19 protein-coding genes and 1 pseudogene are annotated in these 17,863 nt (G+C 70.6%); 3 read left to right on the top strand and 17 right to left on the bottom strand.

Annotation, left to right across the window (positions count from 1 at the left end):
* Positions 1 to 125: 125 nt before the first annotated feature.
* The 4 genes and pseudogenes from AAG688_RS06790 to rpoE all read right to left on the bottom strand — a co-directional run bounded on the left by AAG688_RS06790 (position 126) and on the right by rpoE (position 3,207).
* A complete protein-coding gene (locus AAG688_RS06790) occupies positions 126 to 1,640 on the bottom strand; it encodes a DegQ family serine endoprotease (RefSeq protein ID WP_411834594.1) in 1,515 nt (504 codons plus the stop codon).
* A 60-nt stretch (positions 1,641 to 1,700) separates the two neighbouring features.
* Positions 1,701 to 2,324 carry a hypothetical protein gene (locus AAG688_RS06785; RefSeq protein ID WP_411834593.1) on the bottom strand — a complete coding sequence of 208 codons (624 nt, stop codon included), beginning with the start codon at positions 2,322 to 2,324 and terminating at the stop codon, positions 1,701 to 1,703.
* A 140-nt stretch (positions 2,325 to 2,464) separates the two neighbouring features.
* Positions 2,465 to 2,533 (bottom strand): annotated as a pseudogene (locus tag AAG688_RS06780) (hypothetical protein); the annotation flags it as partial.
* A gap of 53 nt (positions 2,534 to 2,586) precedes the next feature.
* Positions 2,587 to 3,207 carry an RNA polymerase sigma factor RpoE gene (gene rpoE / locus AAG688_RS06775; protein ID WP_411834592.1) on the bottom strand — a complete coding sequence of 207 codons (621 nt, stop codon included), beginning with the start codon at positions 3,205 to 3,207 and terminating at the stop codon, positions 2,587 to 2,589.
* Between rpoE and AAG688_RS06770 the strand changes: the two genes are divergently transcribed.
* Together AAG688_RS06770 and AAG688_RS06765 are read left to right on the top strand one after the other, a co-directional pair.
* Entirely contained in the window at positions 3,206 to 3,376 is a 171-nt protein-coding gene (locus AAG688_RS06770) for a hypothetical protein (protein WP_411834591.1), read from the top strand. The genes rpoE and AAG688_RS06770 overlap by 2 nt on opposite strands.
* A gap of 62 nt (positions 3,377 to 3,438) precedes the next feature.
* Positions 3,439 to 5,502: a 3-hydroxyacyl-CoA dehydrogenase NAD-binding domain-containing protein gene (locus tag AAG688_RS06765; protein WP_411834590.1), complete on the top strand. Its 2,064-nt coding sequence runs from the start codon at positions 3,439 to 3,441 to the stop codon at positions 5,500 to 5,502.
* Between the two features lie 158 nt (positions 5,503 to 5,660).
* Here AAG688_RS06765 and AAG688_RS06760 read toward each other — a convergent pair whose 3' ends face one another.
* The 13 genes from AAG688_RS06760 to AAG688_RS06700 all read right to left on the bottom strand — a co-directional run bounded on the left by AAG688_RS06760 (position 5,661) and on the right by AAG688_RS06700 (position 17,175).
* Positions 5,661 to 6,617 (bottom strand): cation diffusion facilitator family transporter, encoded by a 957-nt coding sequence (locus AAG688_RS06760; protein ID WP_411834589.1) that lies wholly within the window; start codon positions 6,615 to 6,617, stop codon positions 5,661 to 5,663.
* 122 nt (positions 6,618 to 6,739) lie between these two features.
* Positions 6,740 to 7,093 (bottom strand): PilZ domain-containing protein, encoded by a 354-nt coding sequence (locus AAG688_RS06755; RefSeq protein WP_411834588.1) that lies wholly within the window; start codon positions 7,091 to 7,093, stop codon positions 6,740 to 6,742.
* Positions 7,090 to 8,067, bottom strand: coding sequence for a DNA polymerase III subunit delta' (locus AAG688_RS06750; RefSeq protein WP_411834587.1), 978 nt, complete (start codon positions 8,065 to 8,067; stop codon positions 7,090 to 7,092). Before AAG688_RS06750 ends, AAG688_RS06755 begins: the two co-directional genes overlap by 4 nt.
* Positions 8,064 to 8,711, bottom strand: a complete 648-nt coding sequence (gene tmk / locus AAG688_RS06745) for a dTMP kinase (protein ID WP_411834586.1) — start codon at positions 8,709 to 8,711, stop codon at positions 8,064 to 8,066. The genes AAG688_RS06750 and tmk overlap by 4 nt, the downstream gene beginning before the upstream one ends.
* Positions 8,708 to 9,787, bottom strand: a complete 1,080-nt coding sequence (gene mltG / locus AAG688_RS06740; protein ID WP_411834585.1) for an endolytic transglycosylase MltG — start codon at positions 9,785 to 9,787, stop codon at positions 8,708 to 8,710. The genes tmk and mltG overlap by 4 nt, the downstream gene beginning before the upstream one ends.
* A gap of 146 nt (positions 9,788 to 9,933) precedes the next feature.
* Positions 9,934 to 11,295 carry an aminodeoxychorismate synthase component I gene (locus tag AAG688_RS06735; RefSeq protein ID WP_411834584.1) on the bottom strand — a complete coding sequence of 454 codons (1,362 nt, stop codon included), beginning with the start codon at positions 11,293 to 11,295 and terminating at the stop codon, positions 9,934 to 9,936.
* Between the two features lie 139 nt (positions 11,296 to 11,434).
* On the bottom strand, positions 11,435 to 12,673 hold the full coding sequence (fabF, locus tag AAG688_RS06730; protein ID WP_411834583.1) for a beta-ketoacyl-ACP synthase II: 1,239 nt from the start codon (positions 12,671 to 12,673) through the stop codon (positions 11,435 to 11,437).
* Between the two features lie 119 nt (positions 12,674 to 12,792).
* Positions 12,793 to 13,032 carry an acyl carrier protein gene (acpP, locus tag AAG688_RS06725; protein ID WP_036135371.1) on the bottom strand — a complete coding sequence of 80 codons (240 nt, stop codon included), beginning with the start codon at positions 13,030 to 13,032 and terminating at the stop codon, positions 12,793 to 12,795.
* A 145-nt stretch (positions 13,033 to 13,177) separates the two neighbouring features.
* A complete protein-coding gene (fabG, locus tag AAG688_RS06720) occupies positions 13,178 to 13,921 on the bottom strand; it encodes a 3-oxoacyl-ACP reductase FabG (protein ID WP_411834582.1) in 744 nt (247 codons plus the stop codon).
* A 46-nt stretch (positions 13,922 to 13,967) separates the two neighbouring features.
* Positions 13,968 to 14,855 (bottom strand): ACP S-malonyltransferase, encoded by an 888-nt coding sequence (gene fabD, locus AAG688_RS06715; RefSeq protein ID WP_411834956.1) that lies wholly within the window; start codon positions 14,853 to 14,855, stop codon positions 13,968 to 13,970.
* A 464-nt stretch (positions 14,856 to 15,319) separates the two neighbouring features.
* A complete protein-coding gene (locus AAG688_RS06710; RefSeq protein WP_411834580.1) occupies positions 15,320 to 16,315 on the bottom strand; it encodes a beta-ketoacyl-ACP synthase III in 996 nt (331 codons plus the stop codon).
* 87 nt (positions 16,316 to 16,402) lie between these two features.
* A complete protein-coding gene (gene rpmF / locus AAG688_RS06705; RefSeq protein WP_411834579.1) occupies positions 16,403 to 16,600 on the bottom strand; it encodes a 50S ribosomal protein L32 in 198 nt (65 codons plus the stop codon).
* A 68-nt stretch (positions 16,601 to 16,668) separates the two neighbouring features.
* Positions 16,669 to 17,175 (bottom strand): YceD family protein, encoded by a 507-nt coding sequence (locus tag AAG688_RS06700; protein WP_411834578.1) that lies wholly within the window; start codon positions 17,173 to 17,175, stop codon positions 16,669 to 16,671.
* Positions 17,176 to 17,293: 118 nt separating this feature from the next.
* Here AAG688_RS06700 and AAG688_RS06695 point away from each other — a divergent pair, with 118 nt between their 5' ends.
* Positions 17,294 to 17,863: a Maf family protein gene (locus AAG688_RS06695; RefSeq protein WP_411834577.1), complete on the top strand. Its 570-nt coding sequence runs from the start codon at positions 17,294 to 17,296 to the stop codon at positions 17,861 to 17,863.

The raw sequence follows: 17,863 nt of genomic DNA, 5'->3' as shown, positions 1-17,863 counted from the left end.
TCGCACGACGCGGCCGGCAGCTCCCGCTCCGTCGCCGCCAGGGCGCGGGAAGGCTCCGCGGCCTCCGCAGGCCGGCGCGCGCTGCCCCGCACGGGGGCGACGGCGCACCGTCGGCGCGGCTTGCTTCACTCGTCCTGCAAGGTCACCGCGAAGAAGCGCGTCGCCCCGCCCCGCCGCACCAGCAGCATCACCGTATCGCCGGACCTGGCGCCGGCCAGTTGCCGGTTCAGCGCCGCCGGGCTGTCGACGGCCTGGCGCCCCACCTGCAGGATGACGTCGCCCGGCTGGAGCCCGGCCTCCCGGGTGGCAGCGCCGTTGATGCGGGCGACCAGCACCCCTTTCTCATCGGCCTTCAATCCCAGCCGGCGCCGCGTATTGGCGTCGATTTCCTGCGAGACGATGCCCAGCGGATTGCTTCCGGCCGCGGCCGGAGGCGCGCCCGGCGCGGTCGAAGGACCGGACGATGCCGCCAGCGCCGGATCCTCCTGCAACTCGGACAAGGTGACGGTGAACTCGCGCGGCTTGCCGTCGCGCAGCACGGTGACCTTGGCGCGCGTGCCCGGCGGCAGGGCGCCGACCACCGGCGGCAGATCGCTGGACTGGTTGATCGCCACGCCGTTGAAGGAAGTGATGACGTCCATCGGCTCGAGACCGGCCTTGGCCGCCGGACTGTCCTCCAGGACTTCGGCCACCAGCGCGCCGCGCGTGTCGGACAGCTTGAGGCCGCGCGCATCGCTGGCGGTCAACGGCTGGACCTGCACGCCCAACTGGCCGCGGCTGACCCGCCCGGTCTTCTTGATCTGCTCGACCGCGCCCATCGCCAGATCCACCGGGATGGCGAAGCTGATGCCCATGTAGCCGCCGGACATCGAGAAGATCTGCGAGTTGATGCCGACCACCTCACCGCGGGTGTTCAGCAGCGGGCCGCCGGAATTGCCCCGGTTGATCGCCACGTCGGTCTGGATGAAGGGCACGTAGCGCTGCTCGGGCGAGGCGCTGCGGCCGACGGCGCTGATGATGCCTGCGGTGACCGAGTGGTCCAGGCCCAGCGGCGAACCGATCGCCACCACCCACTGGCCCGGCTTCAGGCCCGCCGAGTTGCCCAGGCGCACGGTGGGCAGATCCCTGGCCTCGATCTTCAGCAGCGCCACGTCGTACTGCTGGTCGCTGCCGACCACCTTGGCGGTGAATTCGCGGCGGTCCGGCAGGCGCACGACGACCTCGTCGGCGCCGTCGATGACGTGGTGGTTGGTCAGCACATAGCCGTCGGCCGAGATGATGAAACCCGAGCCCATCGAAATGCCACGTCGCTGCTGCGGCGCATGGTCGGGAATCTGGAATCCGGGCGGCAGCATGCGCCGGAAGATCTCGGGAATCTCATCCTGCTCCGGCACCTGCGTGCGCGATGCCTGCCGCGCGCCCGTGCGCGCCTCGATGTTGACCACGCCCGGCCCGACCTGCTCGACCAGCGCGGTGAAGTCCGGCAGTCCGGTCACCAGCTGCGGCGCCGGCGACTGCGCCACGGTCGGCGCGGCCAGCGCGGGCGACGGCGCCGCGCCTTCCGGCGCGCGCGCGCAGGCGACCAGCGGGGTGGTCAGGAACAACAGGAAAAGCAGGGGCTTGTGGACACGGAGGGTCATCGAAAACAGGCCTCGATCAAGTGAACGTCAACAAGGATGCCGCCGTCGCGGCCAGCAGGATCACTCCTGCCGGGATGGTTCCGCCGTTTCGGCCGGCGGCGGCGACGACAGGCGCGGCTCGAACGGATAGAAGCTGCGGCCCGCCTGGCTGCTGGACAGCCCGGCGCTGAACATGCCGGTGGCCGGGTATTGCGGCAGCGACGAGCGCGGCCACGGGCGCGCGGCCGGCGTCTCGTCCGCCGGCGGCAGGAAAGGGCTGGTGGACGGCAGGGGCTGCGCCTGCGCCGCCAGCACCGGCGCGGACGGCGGCGGCACCGGCGGCAGGGCCGATGCGGCGGCGACGCGGACCGGTTCGCGCTCGGCGCGGGCGGCGGCCGTGGCACGCGCGGCCTGCCGGGTGCGGGTGGCGCTGCGGCGCGGCGATTCGGTCCGCAGCGGCGCGCTCGCCACCGTGGCCACGACCACCAGGCCTGCGGCATCGGCGCTGGTGACGGTCGGTTCGGCCGGCGCCGGCGATGGCGCGGAAGACTGCGCCGCCACCGCGGAAGCGGCCGGCGCCGATTCGTCGACCGCCTGGTAGCGCGCCATGAACAGCGCCACCAGCGCCATCGACGCGGCCAGCGCGCCGCCGCCCCAGCGCGCCAGCCGGTGGCGGCTGCCGACCGAGGCGTCGTTGGCGGCCACAGCCGGCAAGCGGGTGGAAGCAGACGTCTTTTCCGCCGCCACCGCCAGCGCGACGCGCCGGGAAAGCCGGCCGGCGCCGTCGCCTGCGCCTGGCCGCGCAGGATCTCGCCGCACAACTGCCAGCGATCCCAGCAGCCGGCCAATTCCTCGTCGTGCTCCAGCCGGCGCAGCAGGAAGCGCGCCTGATCCGGCGGCAGTTCGCCGTCCATCAGCGCGGAGAGCTGCAGGAGGTGGTGCTGTTCGAGCTTGTCGGTTTCGTGGTTCATGGGCGGACCCGCTCCCGGGTGGCGCTGTCGATGTCGAGCAGGGGGCGCAGCTGCGCGTCGATGGCCTCGCGCGCGCGGAAGATGCGCGAGCGCACCGTGCCGATCGGGCAGTCCATCTTCTGCGCGATGTCCTCGTAGCTCAGCCCCTCCACCTCGCGCAGGGTGATGGCGGTGCGCAGTTCCTCCGGCAGGCCGTCCACCGCCTTCATCACCGTGCGCTCCAGTTCCTGGCGCATCAGCTCGCGCTCGGGCGTGTCGGTATCGCGCAGGCGGCTGCCGGCGTCGTACTGCTCGGCATCGGCGGCGTCGACGTCGTCGGTCGGCGGGCGGCGGTTGTGGGCGACGAGATGGTTCTTGGCGGTGTTCACGGCTATCCGGTGCAACCAGGTGTAGAACTGGGCATCGCCGCGGAAATTGCCCAGCGCGCGATAGGCGCGCAGGAAGGTTTCCTGGGCCACGTCCTGGCATTCGCTCCAGTCGTGCACGTAGCGCCCGATCAAGGCCACCACCCGGTGCTGGTACTTGCGCACCAGCAGATCGAAGGCCGCACTGTCGCCGCGCTGCACGCGCCTGACCAGCTCGATGTCCAGCTCCTGTGTTGGGTCTGTTCCGGCCATGCCGGGCCGCACTCCTGTCGGCCCGGTCATTGCCGGGCACTGTGACCGCCTGGGCGGAAAAAAGTTCAGCGGTGTCGCCAAACCGCTGCGCTATCAGGAATTTAACCCGCTCCACCGGAACATCGCCGGTGCCGCTGGTCACGCCCTTCCCGCCGATATATGGATTTGACGCGGGTTAAACAACCTCGGGATGATAGCGGCCTTGTCCATACGTGAACGGATGGTCCCTGCATGACCGCAAACTTCGATGGGCTGCGATTCAGCCACTGGAAAACCGAGCTGCGCGGCGACGGCATCGTCGTGCTGGCCTTCGACCGCGAGGGCGCCAGCGTCAACGCGTTCTCGCAGGATGCGCTGATCGAGCTGGGCGACGTGATCGAGCGGCTGGCCATCGAACCACCGAAGGGACTGGTGATCCGGTCGGCCAAGTCCTCGGGCTTCATCGCCGGCGCCGACCTGACCGAGTTCCAGGAATTCGACCGCCGCGGCACCGTCAACGACGCCATCCGCCGCGGCCAGAGCGTGTTCCAGAAGCTGGCCGACCTGCCCTGCCCGACGGTGGCGGCGATCCACGGCTTCTGCATGGGCGGCGGCACCGAGATCGCGCTGGCCTGCGACTACCGCGTGGCCTCCGGCGATCCGTCCACCCGCATCGGCCTGCCCGAGGTGAAGCTGGGCATCTTCCCCGGCTGGGGCGGCAGCGCGCGGCTGCCGCGGCTGATCGGCGCGCCAGCGGCGATGGACCTGATGCTGACCGGGCGCACGCTGTCGGCCTCGGCCGCGCGCAACCTCGGCCTGGTCGACAAGGTAGTGGACAAGGCGGTGCTGGAGGACGCGGCGGTGGCGCTGGTCCAGTCCGGCACGACGCGCCCGTTCAAGCAGCGGCTGACCGGATGGCTGACCAACACCTGGCCGGCACGGCAGCTGCTGGCGCCGCAGATGGTCAAGCAGGTGTCCCGCAAGGCGCGCAAGGAGCACTACCCGGCGCCGTACGCGCTGATCAACGCGTGGAAGAACGCCGGCGGCAAGGGCATCCAGGGCCGGCTCGACGCCGAGCGCAAGGCGGTGGTCAAGCTGGCCTCCACGCCGACCGCGCGCAACCTGGTGCGCATCTTCTTCCTGACCGAGCGGCTCAAGGGGCTGGGCGGCAAGGATCACGGCATCGCGCACGTGCACGTGATCGGCGCCGGCGTGATGGGCGGCGACATCGCCGCGTGGTCGGCCTACAAGGGCTTCGAGGTGACCTTGCAGGATCGCGAGCAGCGCTTCGTCGACGGCGCACTGGGCCGCGCGCAGGAACTGTTCGCCAAGAAGGTCAGGGACGAGGGCAAGCGGCCGGCGGTGGCGGCGCGGCTGAAGGGCGACCTGGAAGGCGCCGGCGCCGCGCAGGCGGATCTGGTGATCGAGGCGATCATCGAGAACCCAGAGGCCAAGCGCGAGCTGTACCAGGCCGTCGAGCCGCGGATGAAGCCGGACGCGCTGCTGACCAGCAACACCTCGTCGATTCCGCTGGACGAACTGCGCGAGCACATCGCCCGTCCGGCGCAGTTCGCCGGCCTGCACTACTTCAACCCGGTGGCGATGATGCCGCTGGTGGAGATCGTCCAGCACGATCGCCTGGACGAGGCCACGGTCAAGCGCCTGGCCGCGTTCTGCAAGGCGCTGGACAAGTTCCCGGTGCCGGTGGCCGGCACGCCGGGCTTCCTGGTCAACCGCGTGCTGTTTCCCTACATGCTGGAGGCCGCCACCGCCTACGCCGAGGGCATCCCCGGCGCGGTGATCGACAAGACGGCGGTGAAGTTCGGCATGCCGATGGGGCCGATCGAGCTGATCGACACGGTCGGCCTGGACGTGGCGCAGGGCGTCGGGGCCGAGCTGGCGCCGTTCCTCGGCCTGCAGGTTCCGGCGGCGCTGAGCGCGGTCGAGCCGGGCAAGCGCGGCAAGAAGGACGGCCAGGGCCTGTACAAATGGGAGAACGGCAAGGCGGTCAAGCCGCCGGCGCCGGAGAACTACCAGGCGCCGGCCGACCTGGAGGACCGCCTGATCCTGCCGCTGCTCAACGAGGCGGTGGCCTGCCTGCACGACGGCGTGGTCGCCGACGCGGACCTGCTCGATGCCGGCGTGATCTTCGGCACCGGCTTCGCGCCGTTCCGCGGCGGTCCCATCGCCCACATCCAGGCCACCGGCGCCGACGCGCTGGTCGAGCGCCTGCGCACGCTGCAGGGCCGCTACGGCGATCGCTTCGCGCCGCGCCCGGGCTGGGACATGGCGGTGCTGCGGCAGCCGACGCAATAGCGATGCATCGAAGGCAGGACGCCGCCCGAGGGCGGCGTTTCCGTCACCGGGCCAGGCATTGCCGGCGATACATGGCCCCGTCGTTCCGGCACAAGCCGGCCTCTTCAAGCCATTGAGGGCAAACGCGGGAATGACGGGCTGGAGATGCCCGGGGGATCCTAGTGTCGATGCGTATGGGAATGGCCATGATCGTGGTCATGGCCCGCATGCGCGTGCCGGGTTCCTTCCGCGCACGATGCCGCGCCGCAATGGCCGGATTCCATCTGCAAGGTGCTGTGGTGGATGGCGAATTCCTCCTCCAGCCGCCTCGACAGCGCCACGCGCAGCGCATCCGCATCGACGCCGCCTTCCGCCACCACGTGCGCGGTCAGCGCCGGCGTGCTGGAGCCCAGCGCCCACACGTGCAGATCGTGGATGTCGCGTACCCCGGGCGTCCGCTGCATGGCCTGGCGCACGCGCGCCAGGTCGATGCCCTTCGGCACGCCCTCCATCAGCACGTTGAACGCCTCGCGCAGCAGGATCCAGGTGCGCGGCAGCACCCACAGGCCGATCAGCACCGCCAGGATCGGATCGACGATCTGCCAGCCGGTGAGGCGTATCGTGACGGCGCCGATGATGACCGCCACCGAGCCGAGCATGTCGCTCCACACTTCCAGGTAGGCGCCCTTCATGTTGAGGTTCTCGCCGGCGCCGGCCTTGAGCAGGCGCATCGAGATCAGGTTGATGATCAATCCCAGCGCGGCGATGGCCAGCATCCCGGTCGAAGCCACCTCGGGCGGCTGGCGGAAGCGCTGCGCCGCCTCCCACAGGATGTAGCCGGCCACCACGAACAGCAGCCCGCCATTGATCACCGCGCCGATCGCCTCCATCCGCGCGTAGCCGTAGGTGCGCCGCGCGTCCGGCGGGCGCCGGCTCAGCCGCACCGCCACCAGCGCGACCGTCAGCGCCAGCGTGTCGGTGGCCATGTGCGCCGCGTCGGACAGCAGCGCCAGGCTGTTGGTCAGGAAGGCGCCGACGACCTCGGCCAGCAGGAAGGTCGCGGTCAGCCCGAGCGCCCACCACAGCGGCTTCTCATGGCGGATTTCGCTCGGGGCGTGGCTGTGGTCGTGTCCCATCTGGCGGCGCGTCGTCTTGAACCGCCAGCACCATAATCAGGCGGGTGCGCGGAGACTATTACATCGCACAGGCCGGGTTGGGCGTGCCCGCTCGCGCGCCGCCGCAACGGGATTGGACGCCGCTACATCGTGCTGGTCGGCTTTTCGGCGTTGAGCGTGCCGGCCAGCATCGTCTCGATGCGGTTCTTGATCGCCTCGCCCTCGGTGGTGTCGGCGAACTGCACGCCGATGCCGGCGATGCGCGCGCCCTGCGCGCCGACGGGCGTGACCCAGACCACCTTGCCGGCCACCGGCAGGCGCTCGCTGGATTCGGGCAGGGTCAGCAGCAGGAACACCTCGTCGCCGAGGAAATAGCGCTTGGGCGTGGGCACGAACACGCCGCCGCCCTTGATGAACGGCATGTAGGCGTTGTAAAGCCCGGCCTTGTCCTTGACTGCCAGCGACAGGATGCCCTGGCGTCCTCCGGCTGCACTCATTCCCGACTCTCCTGTGATTGGCGTGAAGCATGCGCGGCGCGCTGGCGATCCGGGCCGGCCCAGGCCCGCAGCAGTTCCACCATCGCCAGATCGGCGCGCACCGTGGTGCGCAGCAGATCGCGGGTGCGATTGGCGGCGTCGAACCACGTCGCGAGCTTGTGCAATCGCGCCGCGTCGGTCAAGCCGGCGCCGGCCTGCGCCAGCACCCAGTCGGCGGCGTGCGCCAGGCGCGCGTCGGCGTGTTCGTCGGACCAGCGCTGCGCGGTTTCCAGCACGCCGGCCTCGCCCTGCTCCAGCCGCGCCAGGTCGCGCGCGATGGCGCGGCGCAGCGCCAGGCCGTCCTCGCGCAGCCAGGCATCGGCCAGGCCGGGATGGCCGCGCGCGGCGTCCAGCGCCTCGGCGGCCTCGGCCGCGTCGTGGCCCTGCCGGCGCAGCCAGTCCAGCGCCTCGGCGCGCGGCGGCAGCCGGAATTCCAGCCGCTGGCAGCGGCTGCGGATGGTCGCCGGCAGCCGCTGTGGCTGCGCGCTGATCAGCCACAGGTAGCGGCCCGGCGCCGGTTCCTCCAGCGTCTTCAGCAGCGCGTTGCAGGCGGCGCGGTTGATCGCGTCGGCCGGGTCGATGACGACGACCTGCGCGGCGCCGTACTGCGGCGTCAGCGCGAGCTTCTGCGACACCTCGCGGACCTGCTCGATGACGATCTCGGTGCGCAGCTTGTCGCCGGTGCGGTTGGGGATGAAGGAGACGAGCTGGAAGTCCGGATGGGTGCCGGCCGCCAGCAACTGCGCGGTGCGGCCCTCGCCGGCGGGGCGCCCGCCCTCGAGCACGTGCTGCGCCAGCCGCTGCGCCATCGCGCGCTTGCCCAGCCCCTGCGGGCCGCAGATCAGCAGGCCGTGGCCCAGGCGGCCGGCGTCCAGCGCGGCCACCGCCTGGTCGTAGGCGCGCTGCTGCCAGGGCGAGAATCCGGCGGCGCTCATGCCTGCCCGTCCAGCCACGCGGCCAGTGCCGCGTCCACCGCCGCGCCGACCTCGGCCGGTGGGCGGCCCGCGTCGACGACGCGGAAGCGCTCCGGCTCGGCCGCCGCGCGCTGGCGGAAACCGGCGCGCACGCGCTCGAAGAAATCGTCCTGCTCGCGCTCGATGCGATCCGGCCACAGGTCGCGGCCGCTGATGCGCGCGCGGCCTTCGCGCACGTCCAGATCCAGCAGCAGGGTCAGGCCAGGCTTGAGGCCGACCGCGCGCCGCTCCAGTTCGGCGATCCACTCCGCGTCCAGGCCGCGCCCGTGGCCCTGGTAGGCGTAGCTGGAATCGGTGAAGCGATCGCTGACCACGTACGCGCCGCGTTGCAGCGCCGGGCGCACCACCTGGCGCACGTGCTGCGCGCGCGCGGCGAACATCAGCAGCAGTTCGGTCTCCGCCTCCAGCTTCTCGCCGCGCGGGTCGAGCAGCAGATCGCGGATGCGTTCGGCCAGCGGCGTGCCGCCGGGTTCGCGGGTCAGCACGACCTCGTGGCCGCGCGCCTGCAGGCACGCGCGGATCGCGGCGATGGCGGTGGTCTTGCCCGCACCCTCGCCGCCTTCCAGCGAGACCAGGCGCGGATGGGTCAGCACGGCGCGGGTCATGGCGTGGCCGGCTCCGTCTCCCGCGCCTGCAGCGTGCGCCGGCGGGTGGCCAGGTAGCGCGCCACCGCGGCGTTGTGCTCGGCCAGCGTGGCCGAGAACACGTGCCGGCCGCTGCCGTCGCCGACCGCGACGAAGTACAGCGCGTCGCCGTCCTGCGGATTGACCGCCGCGCGCAGCGCGTCGCGGCCGGGCATGGCGATCGGCGTCGGCGTCAGGCCGCGGCGGGTGTAGGTGTTGTAGGGCGTATCGGTGGTCAGGTCGCGGCGGCGGATGTTGCCGTCGTAGCTGCTGCCGATGCCGTAGATGACGGTCGGATCGGTCTGCAGCGGCATGCCGATCCTCAACCGACGCGCGAACACGCCGGCGATGGCCGGGCGCTCCCCGGCGATGCCGGTCTCCTTCTCGATGATGGAGGCCAGGATCAGCGCCTGCTCGGCCGATTGCAGCGGCACGTCCGGCGCGCGCGCGTCCCAGGCCTCGGCCAGCGCCTTCTCCATCGCCGCGTGGGCGCGCGCCAGCACGTCGCGATCGCTGTCACTGCGCGAGTAGAGATAAGTCTCGGGCAGGAAGCGGCCTTCCGGATGCTGGCCGGGATGGCCCAGTGCGGCCATCAGCGCGGCATCGTCCAGTTCCGCCGTCTCCTGCCTCAGCGGCGTGGCGGCGCGCAGGGCGGCGCGCAGCTGGCGGATGTTCCAGCCTTCCACCAGGGTGAAGCGGTAGTGGATGACCCGGCCCTGGCGCATGTCGTCCATCAGCCGGCGCGGGGTGATGCCCTGCGGCAGCGCGTATTCGCCGACCTTGAGCTGGGCGTCGGTGCCGGTGCGGCGCGCAAGCGTGCGCCATTCCAGATCGTGGCCGTCGCTCACGCCCTGCGCGCGCAGCTTGCGCAGCACGCCGGCGAACGAATCGCCGCGCGCCACTTCCAGCGTGGCGTCCTCGCCCAGCCCTTGCAGCGGCCGATCGGCGAACGCTTGGTAGCGCTGCCAGCCCCAGAAGCCGGCGCCCGCCAGCAGCACGACGGCCAGCACGGCGACGATGACGATGAAGCGCGCGACGCGCCTGCAACCTGATGCCACGGGTCCCTCGATCTGCGGTTCCGGCCGGGCAGGATACCCGGTCGTCGTCTCAGCGGCTTCCTTCGGTCCGCTCCGAATGCATGGCCTGCCCCCTCTCCCCCGCGTGCGGGGAGAGGGAAGACTCCTGGGATTCCGATATGCGCCAGTCAGCCTTCCAGCGCCTTCAGCAACCCGCGCGCCTTGGCGCGGGTCTCGTCCAGTTCCTTCACAGGATCCGAATCGGCGACGATGCCGGCGCCGGTGCGGAAGCGGACCTCGCTGCCGTCGCCGTCGGGCAGGATCTCGGCGCTGCGGATCAGGATGTTGAGATCGAGATCGCCGTCGCGGTTGAGCCAGCCGAACGCGCCAGTATAGGCGCCGCGCGCGGCCCGCTCCAGCTCGGCGATGATCTGCATGCAGCGCACCTTGGGACAGCCGGTGATGGTGCCGCCCGGGAAGGTCGCGCGGATGACCTCGCCCGGCGTCGTGCCGGCGCGCAGGTGGCCGCGCACGTTGCTGACGATGTGGTGGACGTGGGCGTAGCTCTCCACCGTCATCAGTTCGTCCACCTGCACGCTGCCGGGCGTGCAGACGCGGCCCAGGTCGTTGCGCTCCAGGTCGATCAGCATCACGTGCTCGGCGCGCTCCTTCGGATGGCCGACCAGCTCGCGGATGCGCATGGCGTCGTCGTCGCCGGGAAAGCGCGGGCGGGTGCCGGCGATCGGACGTGTCTCGACCACCTCGCCGCGCACCGACACCAGCCGCTCCGGCGAGGAACTGGCCACCGCCCAGCCGTCGCCGGCGAACAGGCCGGCGAACGGCGCCGGATTGCTCCTGCGCAGGCGCGCGTACAGCGCGGCCGGATCCAGCGGCGCATCGAAGCGCGCGCGCCATTCGCGCGACAGGTTGACCTGGAAGATGTCGCCGGCGGCCAGGTAGTCGAGGATGCGCGCAACGCCGTCGACGAAGCGCTGCGGCGCGTCCTCGTCGATGCGCGCCGGTGGCCGCCAGTCCGGCAGCGGCGGCAGCGCGGCGGCGTGGGCGGCATCGGCCTGCAAGGCATCCAGCAGACCCGCGTGGCCGGCCTCGGCCAGCATCACGCAGTCGCCGCTGTTGCGGTCGCGCAGCACCGCCGCCGGACAACGCAGCGCCAGCGCGTGCGGCCGCCGCGCACCGGCGGCAGGCAACGCCAGCACCGGCTCGATCTGTCCGGCCAGTTCGTAGTCCAGCAGCAGCGCCCAGCCGCCGCGGAACGGCCAGCGCGGTTCCTCGCGCGCGATCGCATGCGCGCGCCAGTGGCGATCCAGCGCCTCCAGGAAACCGCCCTGCTCCGCTTCCCCGCGCAGCGTGCGGGTGATGCCGTCTGCATCCAGCCGCAGGCCTTGGCCATCGGCCACCAGCAGCAGATCCCAGCGTCCCTGCGCGGTGCCCGAGGCCGCCGATTCCAGCAGCAACGGATAGCGCCGCGGATCCCGCCGGTGCAATGCCAGCAGGTCGATGTCGGACGGGAGGGCGCGGGTCTCGATCATGGGGTTCCTCCCCTCTCCCGCCGGGAGAGGGGTTGGGGAGAGGGTGCGGAGGAAATGCGGGCTTCGGGCATCGATGATGCCGCCACACCCTCGTCCGGCGCTGCGCGCCACCTTCTCCTGCAGGGAGAAGGCAGCGTCGTCAGATCCGCCTGAACACCAGCGTGCCGTTGGTGCCGCCGAAGCCGAAGCCGTTGGACACCGCCACGTCGATCTTCTTCTCGCGCGCGGTGTGCGGCACGTAGTCCAGATCGCAACCCTCGCCCGGTTCGTCCAGGTTGATGGTCGGCGGGACGATGCCGTGGTGCAGCGCCAGCACCGAGAAGATCGCCTCGGCGCCGCCGGCCGCGCCCAGCAGGTGGCCGGTCATCGACTTGGTCGAGCTGACCATGAGCCGATAGGCGTGATCGCCCAGCGCGCGCTTGATGGCCAGGGTCTCGGCCAGGTCGCCCTGCGGCGTGGAAGTGCCGTGCGCGTTGAGGTACTCGACCTGCTCGGGATTGAGGCCGGCGTCCTTCAGCGCCGACACCAGGCAGCGCGCCGGGCCTTCGCCGTTCTCGCTCGGCGCGGTCATGTGGTGGGCATCGGAACTGGCGCCGAAACCGGCCAGCTCGGCGTAGATGCGCGCGCCGCGCGCCTTGGCGTGCTCGTATTCCTCGAGGATCAGCACGCCGGCGCCGTCGCCCAGCACGAAGCCGTCGCGGTCCTTGTCCCACGGGCGCGAGGCCTTTGCCGGCGCGTCGTTGCGGGTGGACATGGCCTTCATCGAGCAGAAGCCGGCCATCGAGGTCGGCGAGGAACCCAGCTCGGCGCCGCCGGCCACCATCACGTCGGCGTCGCCGTACTGGATGGTGCGCATGGCCACGCCGATGGAATGGTTGGAGGTGGCGCAGGCCGACACCACCGAGAAGTTCGGCCCCTTGATGCCCTTCAGGATCGACAGCTGCCCGGGCAGCATGTTGATGATGGTGCTGGGGACGTAGAACGGCGAGACCTTGCGCGGGCCGCCCTCGGCCAGCCGCAGGGTCTGCTCCTCGATGCCGTGGATGCCGCCGATGCCCGAGCCGACGATCGCGCCGATGCGCTCGGCATTGGCCTCGGTGATCTCCAGCCCGGCGTCGTCCAGCGCCATGAACGAGGCGGCGATGCCGTAGTGGATGAACGGATCCATCTTCTTGGCGTCCTTGGCCGAGACGAAGGCGGAAGGATCGAAGCCGCGGATCTCGCCCGCGATCTGCGTGGCGTAGGAAGAAGCGTCGAACCGGGCGACCGGGCCGATGCCCGAGCGGCCGTTGACGATGCCATCCCAGCTGCTGGCCAGGTCGTTGCCCAGCGGCGACACCAGACCCATACCCGTAACGACGACGCGACGCCGGCTCATAGAGGACTCCTGATAGCTCTAGTCTTGATTCGCATGCGCCCTACGCGGGCGGATGTACGGCCCGGATACGCGCGGGGCCGCATGCGCGGCCCCGACACGATCCGGTGTAGCGGGCAGGATTACGCCTTGACGTGCGCCTTGACGTAGTCGATGGCCTGCTGCACCGAGGTGATCTTCTCGGCTTCCTCGTCCGGGATCTCGCACTCGAACTCTTCTTCCAGCGCCATCACCAGCTCGACCGTGTCGAGGGAGTCTGCGCCCAGATCATCGACGAACGATGCGTTGTTGGTGACTTCTTCTTCTTTGACGCCAAGCTGTTCGACGACGATTTTCTTGACGCGTTCTTCGATGCTGCTCATGGATATCGCTCCAGACGGAGATGGGGTGACTGATTGATTGCCATCGCGGGCGATGGGCAAACCGGGGATAGTTTAAGTGCAAAGCGGCAACGATTACAGGTGTCGATAACCGCCATCGGATCAAACACTTACCGATACTTGTGAATCACGGCATGTACATGCCGCCGTTGACGTGCAGGGTTTCGCCGGTGATGTAGCTGGCATGCGGGCCGGCCAGGAAGGCGACCGCGTGCGCGATGTCGGCGACCTCGCCCAGCCGCCCCAGCGCGATCTGCTGGGTCAGCGCCTGCTTGGATTCCTCCGGCAGGTCCTTGGTCATGTCGGTGGCGATGAAACCGGGCGCGACCACGTTGACGGTGACGCCGCGGCTGCCGATTTCCTTGGCCAGCGACTTGGAGAAGGCGATGATGCCGGCCTTGGCGGCGGCGTAGTTGGCCTGCCCGGCGTTGCCGGTCACGCCGATCACCGAGGCGATGTTGATGATGCGGCCCTTGCGCGCCTTCATCATGCCGCGCATCACCGCCTTGCTGGTGCGGTAGACGCTGGTCAGGTTGGTGTCGAGGATGGCCTGCCAGTCCTCGTCCTTCATCCGCATCAGCAGGTTGTCGCGGGTGATGCCGGCGTTGTTGACCAGGATGCTGATCGCGCCGATGTCCTTGCCGATCGATTCGATCAGCGCGTCGATGCCGGCGCCGTCGGCAACGTCGAGCACGCGCCCGTGGCCGCCCGTGGCCGCCAGCCGCGCGCCGATGGCCTGCGCGCCGGCCTCGCTGGTGGCGGTGCCGACGACGGTCGCGCCCAGCGCGGCCAGTTCGTCGGCGATGGCCGCGCCGATGCCGCGGCTGGCGCCGGTGACGAGCGCGATCTCGCCCTGCAGTGGCTTGCTCATTGCAGTGTCCTCTTGGAAAGTGGAGTGAAGGAGGAGCGCTGCGCGCTCAGTCCGCCCAGTCGGCCAGCGCGGCCTCGAAGTCGCCGGGCGTGGCCAGGGTACGCGCGTCGAGCGACTTGTCGATGCGCTTGTTCAGCCCGGTCAGCACCTTGCCGGGGCCGCATTCGGCCACCCGGGTGATGCCCGCCGCCGCCAGCGCCTGCACGCAGCCGGTCCACTGCACCGGCAGGTAGAGCTGGCGCACCAGCGCGTCGCGGATCGCCTCGACGCCTGCGTGCGCCTGCGCATCGACGTTCTGCACCACCGGCAGCGACGGCTCGCGCCAGTCCAGCCCGGCCATCGTCGCGGCCAGCCGGTTGGCGGCCTCGCGCATCAGCGGGGTGTGCGACGGCACGCTGACCGCCAGCTTGACCGCCTTGCGCACGCCGCGCTCGGCCAGTAGCGCGATCGCGCGATCCACCGCCGCCGCGTCGCCGCCGATCACGATCTGGCCCGGCGAGTTGTAGTTGGCCGGCACCACGACCTGGCTGTCGGAGGCCTGCTTGCAGACCTCGGCGACCACTTCATCCTCCGCGCCCAGCACCGCGGCCATCGCGCCGACGCCGGCCGGCGCGGCTTCCTGCATCAGCTGCCCGCGCAGGCGCACCAGGTGCGCGCCCTCGCGCAGCGACAGCGCGCCGGCGGCGACCAGCGCGGTGTACTCGCCCAGGCTGTGGCCGGCCAGGCGCGATGGCTGCGCGCCGCCGTGCGAGCGCCACAGGCGCCACACGGCGATGCCGGCGGCCAGCAGCGCCGGCTGGGTGTATTCGGTGCGACCGAGCATTTCCTCCGGGCCACCCTGCGACAGCGCCCACAGGTCCACGCCGGCGCCGTCGGAAGCCTCGACGAAGGTCTCGCGGACGGAGGGATGCAGTTCGGCCAGTTCGGCCAGCATGCCCAGCGATTGCGAACCCTGTCCGGGGAAGACGAACGCCAGCGGGGAAGAGGAAGTCGAGGTCACGCAGTCGGTGTCGTTTCAGCGGGCCGGAGATGATACGGGCGAAAACCCGGCTGCGTCTGTACTGGGGCGTATGCGGTGGACCGGGATTCGGGATTCGGGATTCGGGATTGGGGATTGGGGATTGGCAAAGGCGCATCGTGAAGCGCTGGGCGCGCTGCGCGAATCCGGAATCTTCGGTTGAGCCCAAGGTGAAGCCGCTGGCGAAGGATTCCGGCAATAGTGCGCTACACCGCTCGCGTCCCTAACGTGCCGCCTCGTCCAGCATCAGCGATACAGGAAAAATCAGGCCAGAAATCAGGCTCCACGCAACACATCACGACACTGCGCGATGCGCCTTTGCCAATCCCCAATCCCGAATCCCCGTTTTCAACGGACGAATGTCCGGTCATCCCGGCGCCTCAATAGCGCAACAGCGCCGAGCCCCAGGTGAAGCCGCCGCCGAAGGCTTCCAGCAGCAGCAGCTGGCCGCGCTGCACGCGGCCCGAGCGCACCGCCTCGTCCAACGCCAGCGGCACCGATCCGGAGGAGGTGTTGCCGTGCTTGTCGACGGTGACGATGACGCGATCCATCGGCATGTCCAGCCGCTTGGCGGTGGCCTCGATGATGCGCAGGTTGGCCTGGTGCGGGATCAGCCAGTCCAGGTCGTGCTTGTCCAGGCCGTTGGCCTCGAGGGTCTCGTCGACGACCGAGTCCAGCGCCTTGACGGCGTACTTGAACACGTCGTTGCCCTTCATCTCGATGCGGATGCCGTGGTTCGGCTGGTCCGGCTTGAACCCGCAGGAAACGCCGACCGGGTTCCACAGCAGTTCCTTCTTGCTGCCGTCGGCATGCAGGTGGGTGCTGAGGATGCCGGTCTCGCCGTCGGCCTTGAGCACCGCCGCGCCGGCGCCGTCGCCGAACAGCACGCAGGTGGTGCGCTCGCTCCAGTCGACCATGCGGCTGAGCGTCTCGGTGCCGATGACCAGCACCGTCTTGGCGTCGCCGCAGCGGATGAACTTGTCGGCCACGCTCAGGGCATACAGGAAACCCGAGCAGGCCGCGTTGACGTCCAGCGCCGCGCAGCCGCCGGCGCCCAGCCGCGCCTGGATCAGGCAGGCGGTGGACGGGAAGATCAGGTCCGGCGTGGTGGTGCCGACGATGATCATGTCGATGTCGGAGGCCTGGATGCCGGCCGCCTCCATCGCACGGGTGGCGGCGATGTAGCCCAAGTCGCCGGCGGTCTGGCCCTCGGCGGCGATGTGCCGCTCGCGGATGCCGGTGCGGCTGCGGATCCATTCGTCGCTGGTATCGACCTGCTTGGCCAGGTCGTCGTTGGTCAGGACCTTCTCCGGCAGATAGCTGCCGGTACCGGCGATACGCGCGTAAATGCGCCCGTTGGATTCCGGCTGCTTCATGCCCGCTCCCGTTGCTGGCCCGCAACGGGGCCGGTGTACCACACGCAGAAAGTGACGGGCGCGCCCCTGCGGGCGCGCCGGCCCGCATCAATCCTCGTCGGCGACGGCGTCGGACTTGGTGTTGATGACCTTCTTGCCACGGTAGTAGCCGTCCGCGGTCACGTGGTGACGCAGGTGGGTCTCGCCGGTGGTCGGATCGGTGGACAGCTGCTTGGCGGTCAGGGCGTCATGCGAACGACGCTGACCACGGCGGGACGGGGTGACTCGGGATTTCTGCACAGCCATGGGATTGCTCCAGCTCCAAAACTCGTAAGGTGAACCTGTCGATTCGTGTTGCCCGGCCGCGTTGGCGGCTAGTTCTTCTTCAGCGAGGCCAGCGCCGCGAACGGGTTGGCCTTCGCCAGTTCCTCTTCCTGCGCGGGCCAGTCGCGTTCGACCGCGTCCGACCCGGGCGCCACCGGCACCACCGGCACGGCCAGGACCAGTTCGTCCTCGACCAGCTCGGCCAGGCGCAGCATGCCGTCCTCCGGCACCAGCAGCGCCTCGTAGTCCGGCGGCAGCGCCGCCTCGTCGGCCTCGTCGCGCACCAGCCCGAGCCGCTGGGCGATCTCGACCGGGAACAGGAACCGCTCCAGGCTGCGCTGGCACACCAGCGGCAACTCGGCCCGTATCCTCAGTTCCACGTAAGGCACCTGCAACGCATCGCGATCGAATTCGACCGAGAAACGCGCCTCGCCGTCGGTATCCACCAGCAGCCCCTGCAGCCGCGTCATCGAGGACAGGGGCAGGCGGCCGTCGAAACTGCGCCGCGCCGCGACCATGCGCCAAGCATCCAACATCTCGGGCGTATTCGCGGACATAAGCCGCTGAATGTTAAGGACCGAGGGGCGACCTGTCAAACCCGGTGGACGGGCGGCCGCGCTTGCCGCGCCGGGCGCCGGCCCGCAGACTGCGCCTCCCCCCGCCGCCGACGCCGCCATGACCCTGCTGCTGGCCTCCACCTCGTCCTACCGCCGCCAGTTGCTGGAACGCCTGCGCCTGCCGGTGCGCCCGGCGCGGCCGGAGGTGGACGAGACCCCGCTGCCCGGCGAGGACTGCCCGGCCCTGGCCCGCCGTCTGGCGCGCGCCAAGGCCGCCGCCATCGCCGCCCAGCACCCGGAGAGCTGGATCGTCGGCGCCGACCAGGTCGCCGAACTGGACGGCCGGGCCATCGGCAAGCCCGGCCACCGCGAGGCGGCCCGGAGCCAGCTGGCCGCGATGTCGGGCCGCACGGTGCGCTTCCATACCGCCGTGTGCCTGATGCGCGGCGACGCCTGCCACGAGGCGCTGGACGCCACCGACGTGCGCTTCCGCCCGCTCGCGCCCGCCGAGATCGAGCGCTACCTCGACGCCGAGCAGCCGTTCGACTGCGCCGGCAGCTTCAAGTGCGAGGGCCTGGGCATCGTGCTGTTCGAGGCCATCGACAGCCGCGACCCGACCGCGCTGATCGGACTGCCGCTGATCGCGCTGTCGCGGATGCTGCGCGAGGCCGGTTTCGAGCTGCCCTGA

This window comes from Pseudoxanthomonas mexicana, from assembly GCF_046736355.1.
Lineage (GTDB): Bacteria > Pseudomonadota > Gammaproteobacteria > Xanthomonadales > Xanthomonadaceae > Pseudoxanthomonas_A > Pseudoxanthomonas_A mexicana_B.
The sequence above is the reverse complement of the archived record's forward strand: the minus strand, read 5'-3'. Positions and strand labels throughout refer to the sequence as shown.

What these genes read in the sequence shown, in the direction of transcription:
- AAG688_RS06770 (WP_411834591.1), top strand. Translation starts at nt 3,206, where the DNA reads ATGCCGGGCCGCACTCCTGTCGGCCCGGTCATTGCCGGGCACTGTGAC.
- AAG688_RS06735 (WP_411834584.1), bottom strand. Translation starts at nt 11,295, where the DNA reads ATGATCGAGACCCGCGCCCTCCCGTCCGACATCGACCTGCTGGCATTG.
- AAG688_RS06790 (WP_411834594.1), bottom strand. Translation starts at nt 1,640, where the DNA reads ATGACCCTCCGTGTCCACAAGCCCCTGCTTTTCCTGTTGTTCCTGACC.
- rpoE (WP_411834592.1), bottom strand. Translation starts at nt 3,207, where the DNA reads ATGGCCGGAACAGACCCAACACAGGAGCTGGACATCGAGCTGGTCAGG.
- AAG688_RS06710 (WP_411834580.1), bottom strand. Translation starts at nt 16,315, where the DNA reads ATGAAGCAGCCGGAATCCAACGGGCGCATTTACGCGCGTATCGCCGGT.
- AAG688_RS06760 (WP_411834589.1), bottom strand. Translation starts at nt 6,617, where the DNA reads ATGGGACACGACCACAGCCACGCCCCGAGCGAAATCCGCCATGAGAAG.
- AAG688_RS06750 (WP_411834587.1), bottom strand. Translation starts at nt 8,067, where the DNA reads ATGAGCGCCGCCGGATTCTCGCCCTGGCAGCAGCGCGCCTACGACCAG.
- fabD (WP_411834956.1), bottom strand. Translation starts at nt 14,855, where the DNA reads ATGCTGGCCGAACTGGCCGAACTGCATCCCTCCGTCCGCGAGACCTTC.
- fabG (WP_411834582.1), bottom strand. Translation starts at nt 13,921, where the DNA reads ATGAGCAAGCCACTGCAGGGCGAGATCGCGCTCGTCACCGGCGCCAGC.
- AAG688_RS06765 (WP_411834590.1), top strand. Translation starts at nt 3,439, where the DNA reads ATGACCGCAAACTTCGATGGGCTGCGATTCAGCCACTGGAAAACCGAG.
- AAG688_RS06700 (WP_411834578.1), bottom strand. Translation starts at nt 17,175, where the DNA reads ATGTCCGCGAATACGCCCGAGATGTTGGATGCTTGGCGCATGGTCGCG.
- tmk (WP_411834586.1), bottom strand. Translation starts at nt 8,711, where the DNA reads ATGACCCGCGCCGTGCTGACCCATCCGCGCCTGGTCTCGCTGGAAGGC.
- rpmF (WP_411834579.1), bottom strand. Translation starts at nt 16,600, where the DNA reads ATGGCTGTGCAGAAATCCCGAGTCACCCCGTCCCGCCGTGGTCAGCGT.
- AAG688_RS06695 (WP_411834577.1), top strand. Translation starts at nt 17,294, where the DNA reads ATGACCCTGCTGCTGGCCTCCACCTCGTCCTACCGCCGCCAGTTGCTG.
- fabF (WP_411834583.1), bottom strand. Translation starts at nt 12,673, where the DNA reads ATGAGCCGGCGTCGCGTCGTCGTTACGGGTATGGGTCTGGTGTCGCCG.
- AAG688_RS06755 (WP_411834588.1), bottom strand. Translation starts at nt 7,093, where the DNA reads ATGAGTGCAGCCGGAGGACGCCAGGGCATCCTGTCGCTGGCAGTCAAG.
- acpP (WP_036135371.1), bottom strand. Translation starts at nt 13,032, where the DNA reads ATGAGCAGCATCGAAGAACGCGTCAAGAAAATCGTCGTCGAACAGCTT.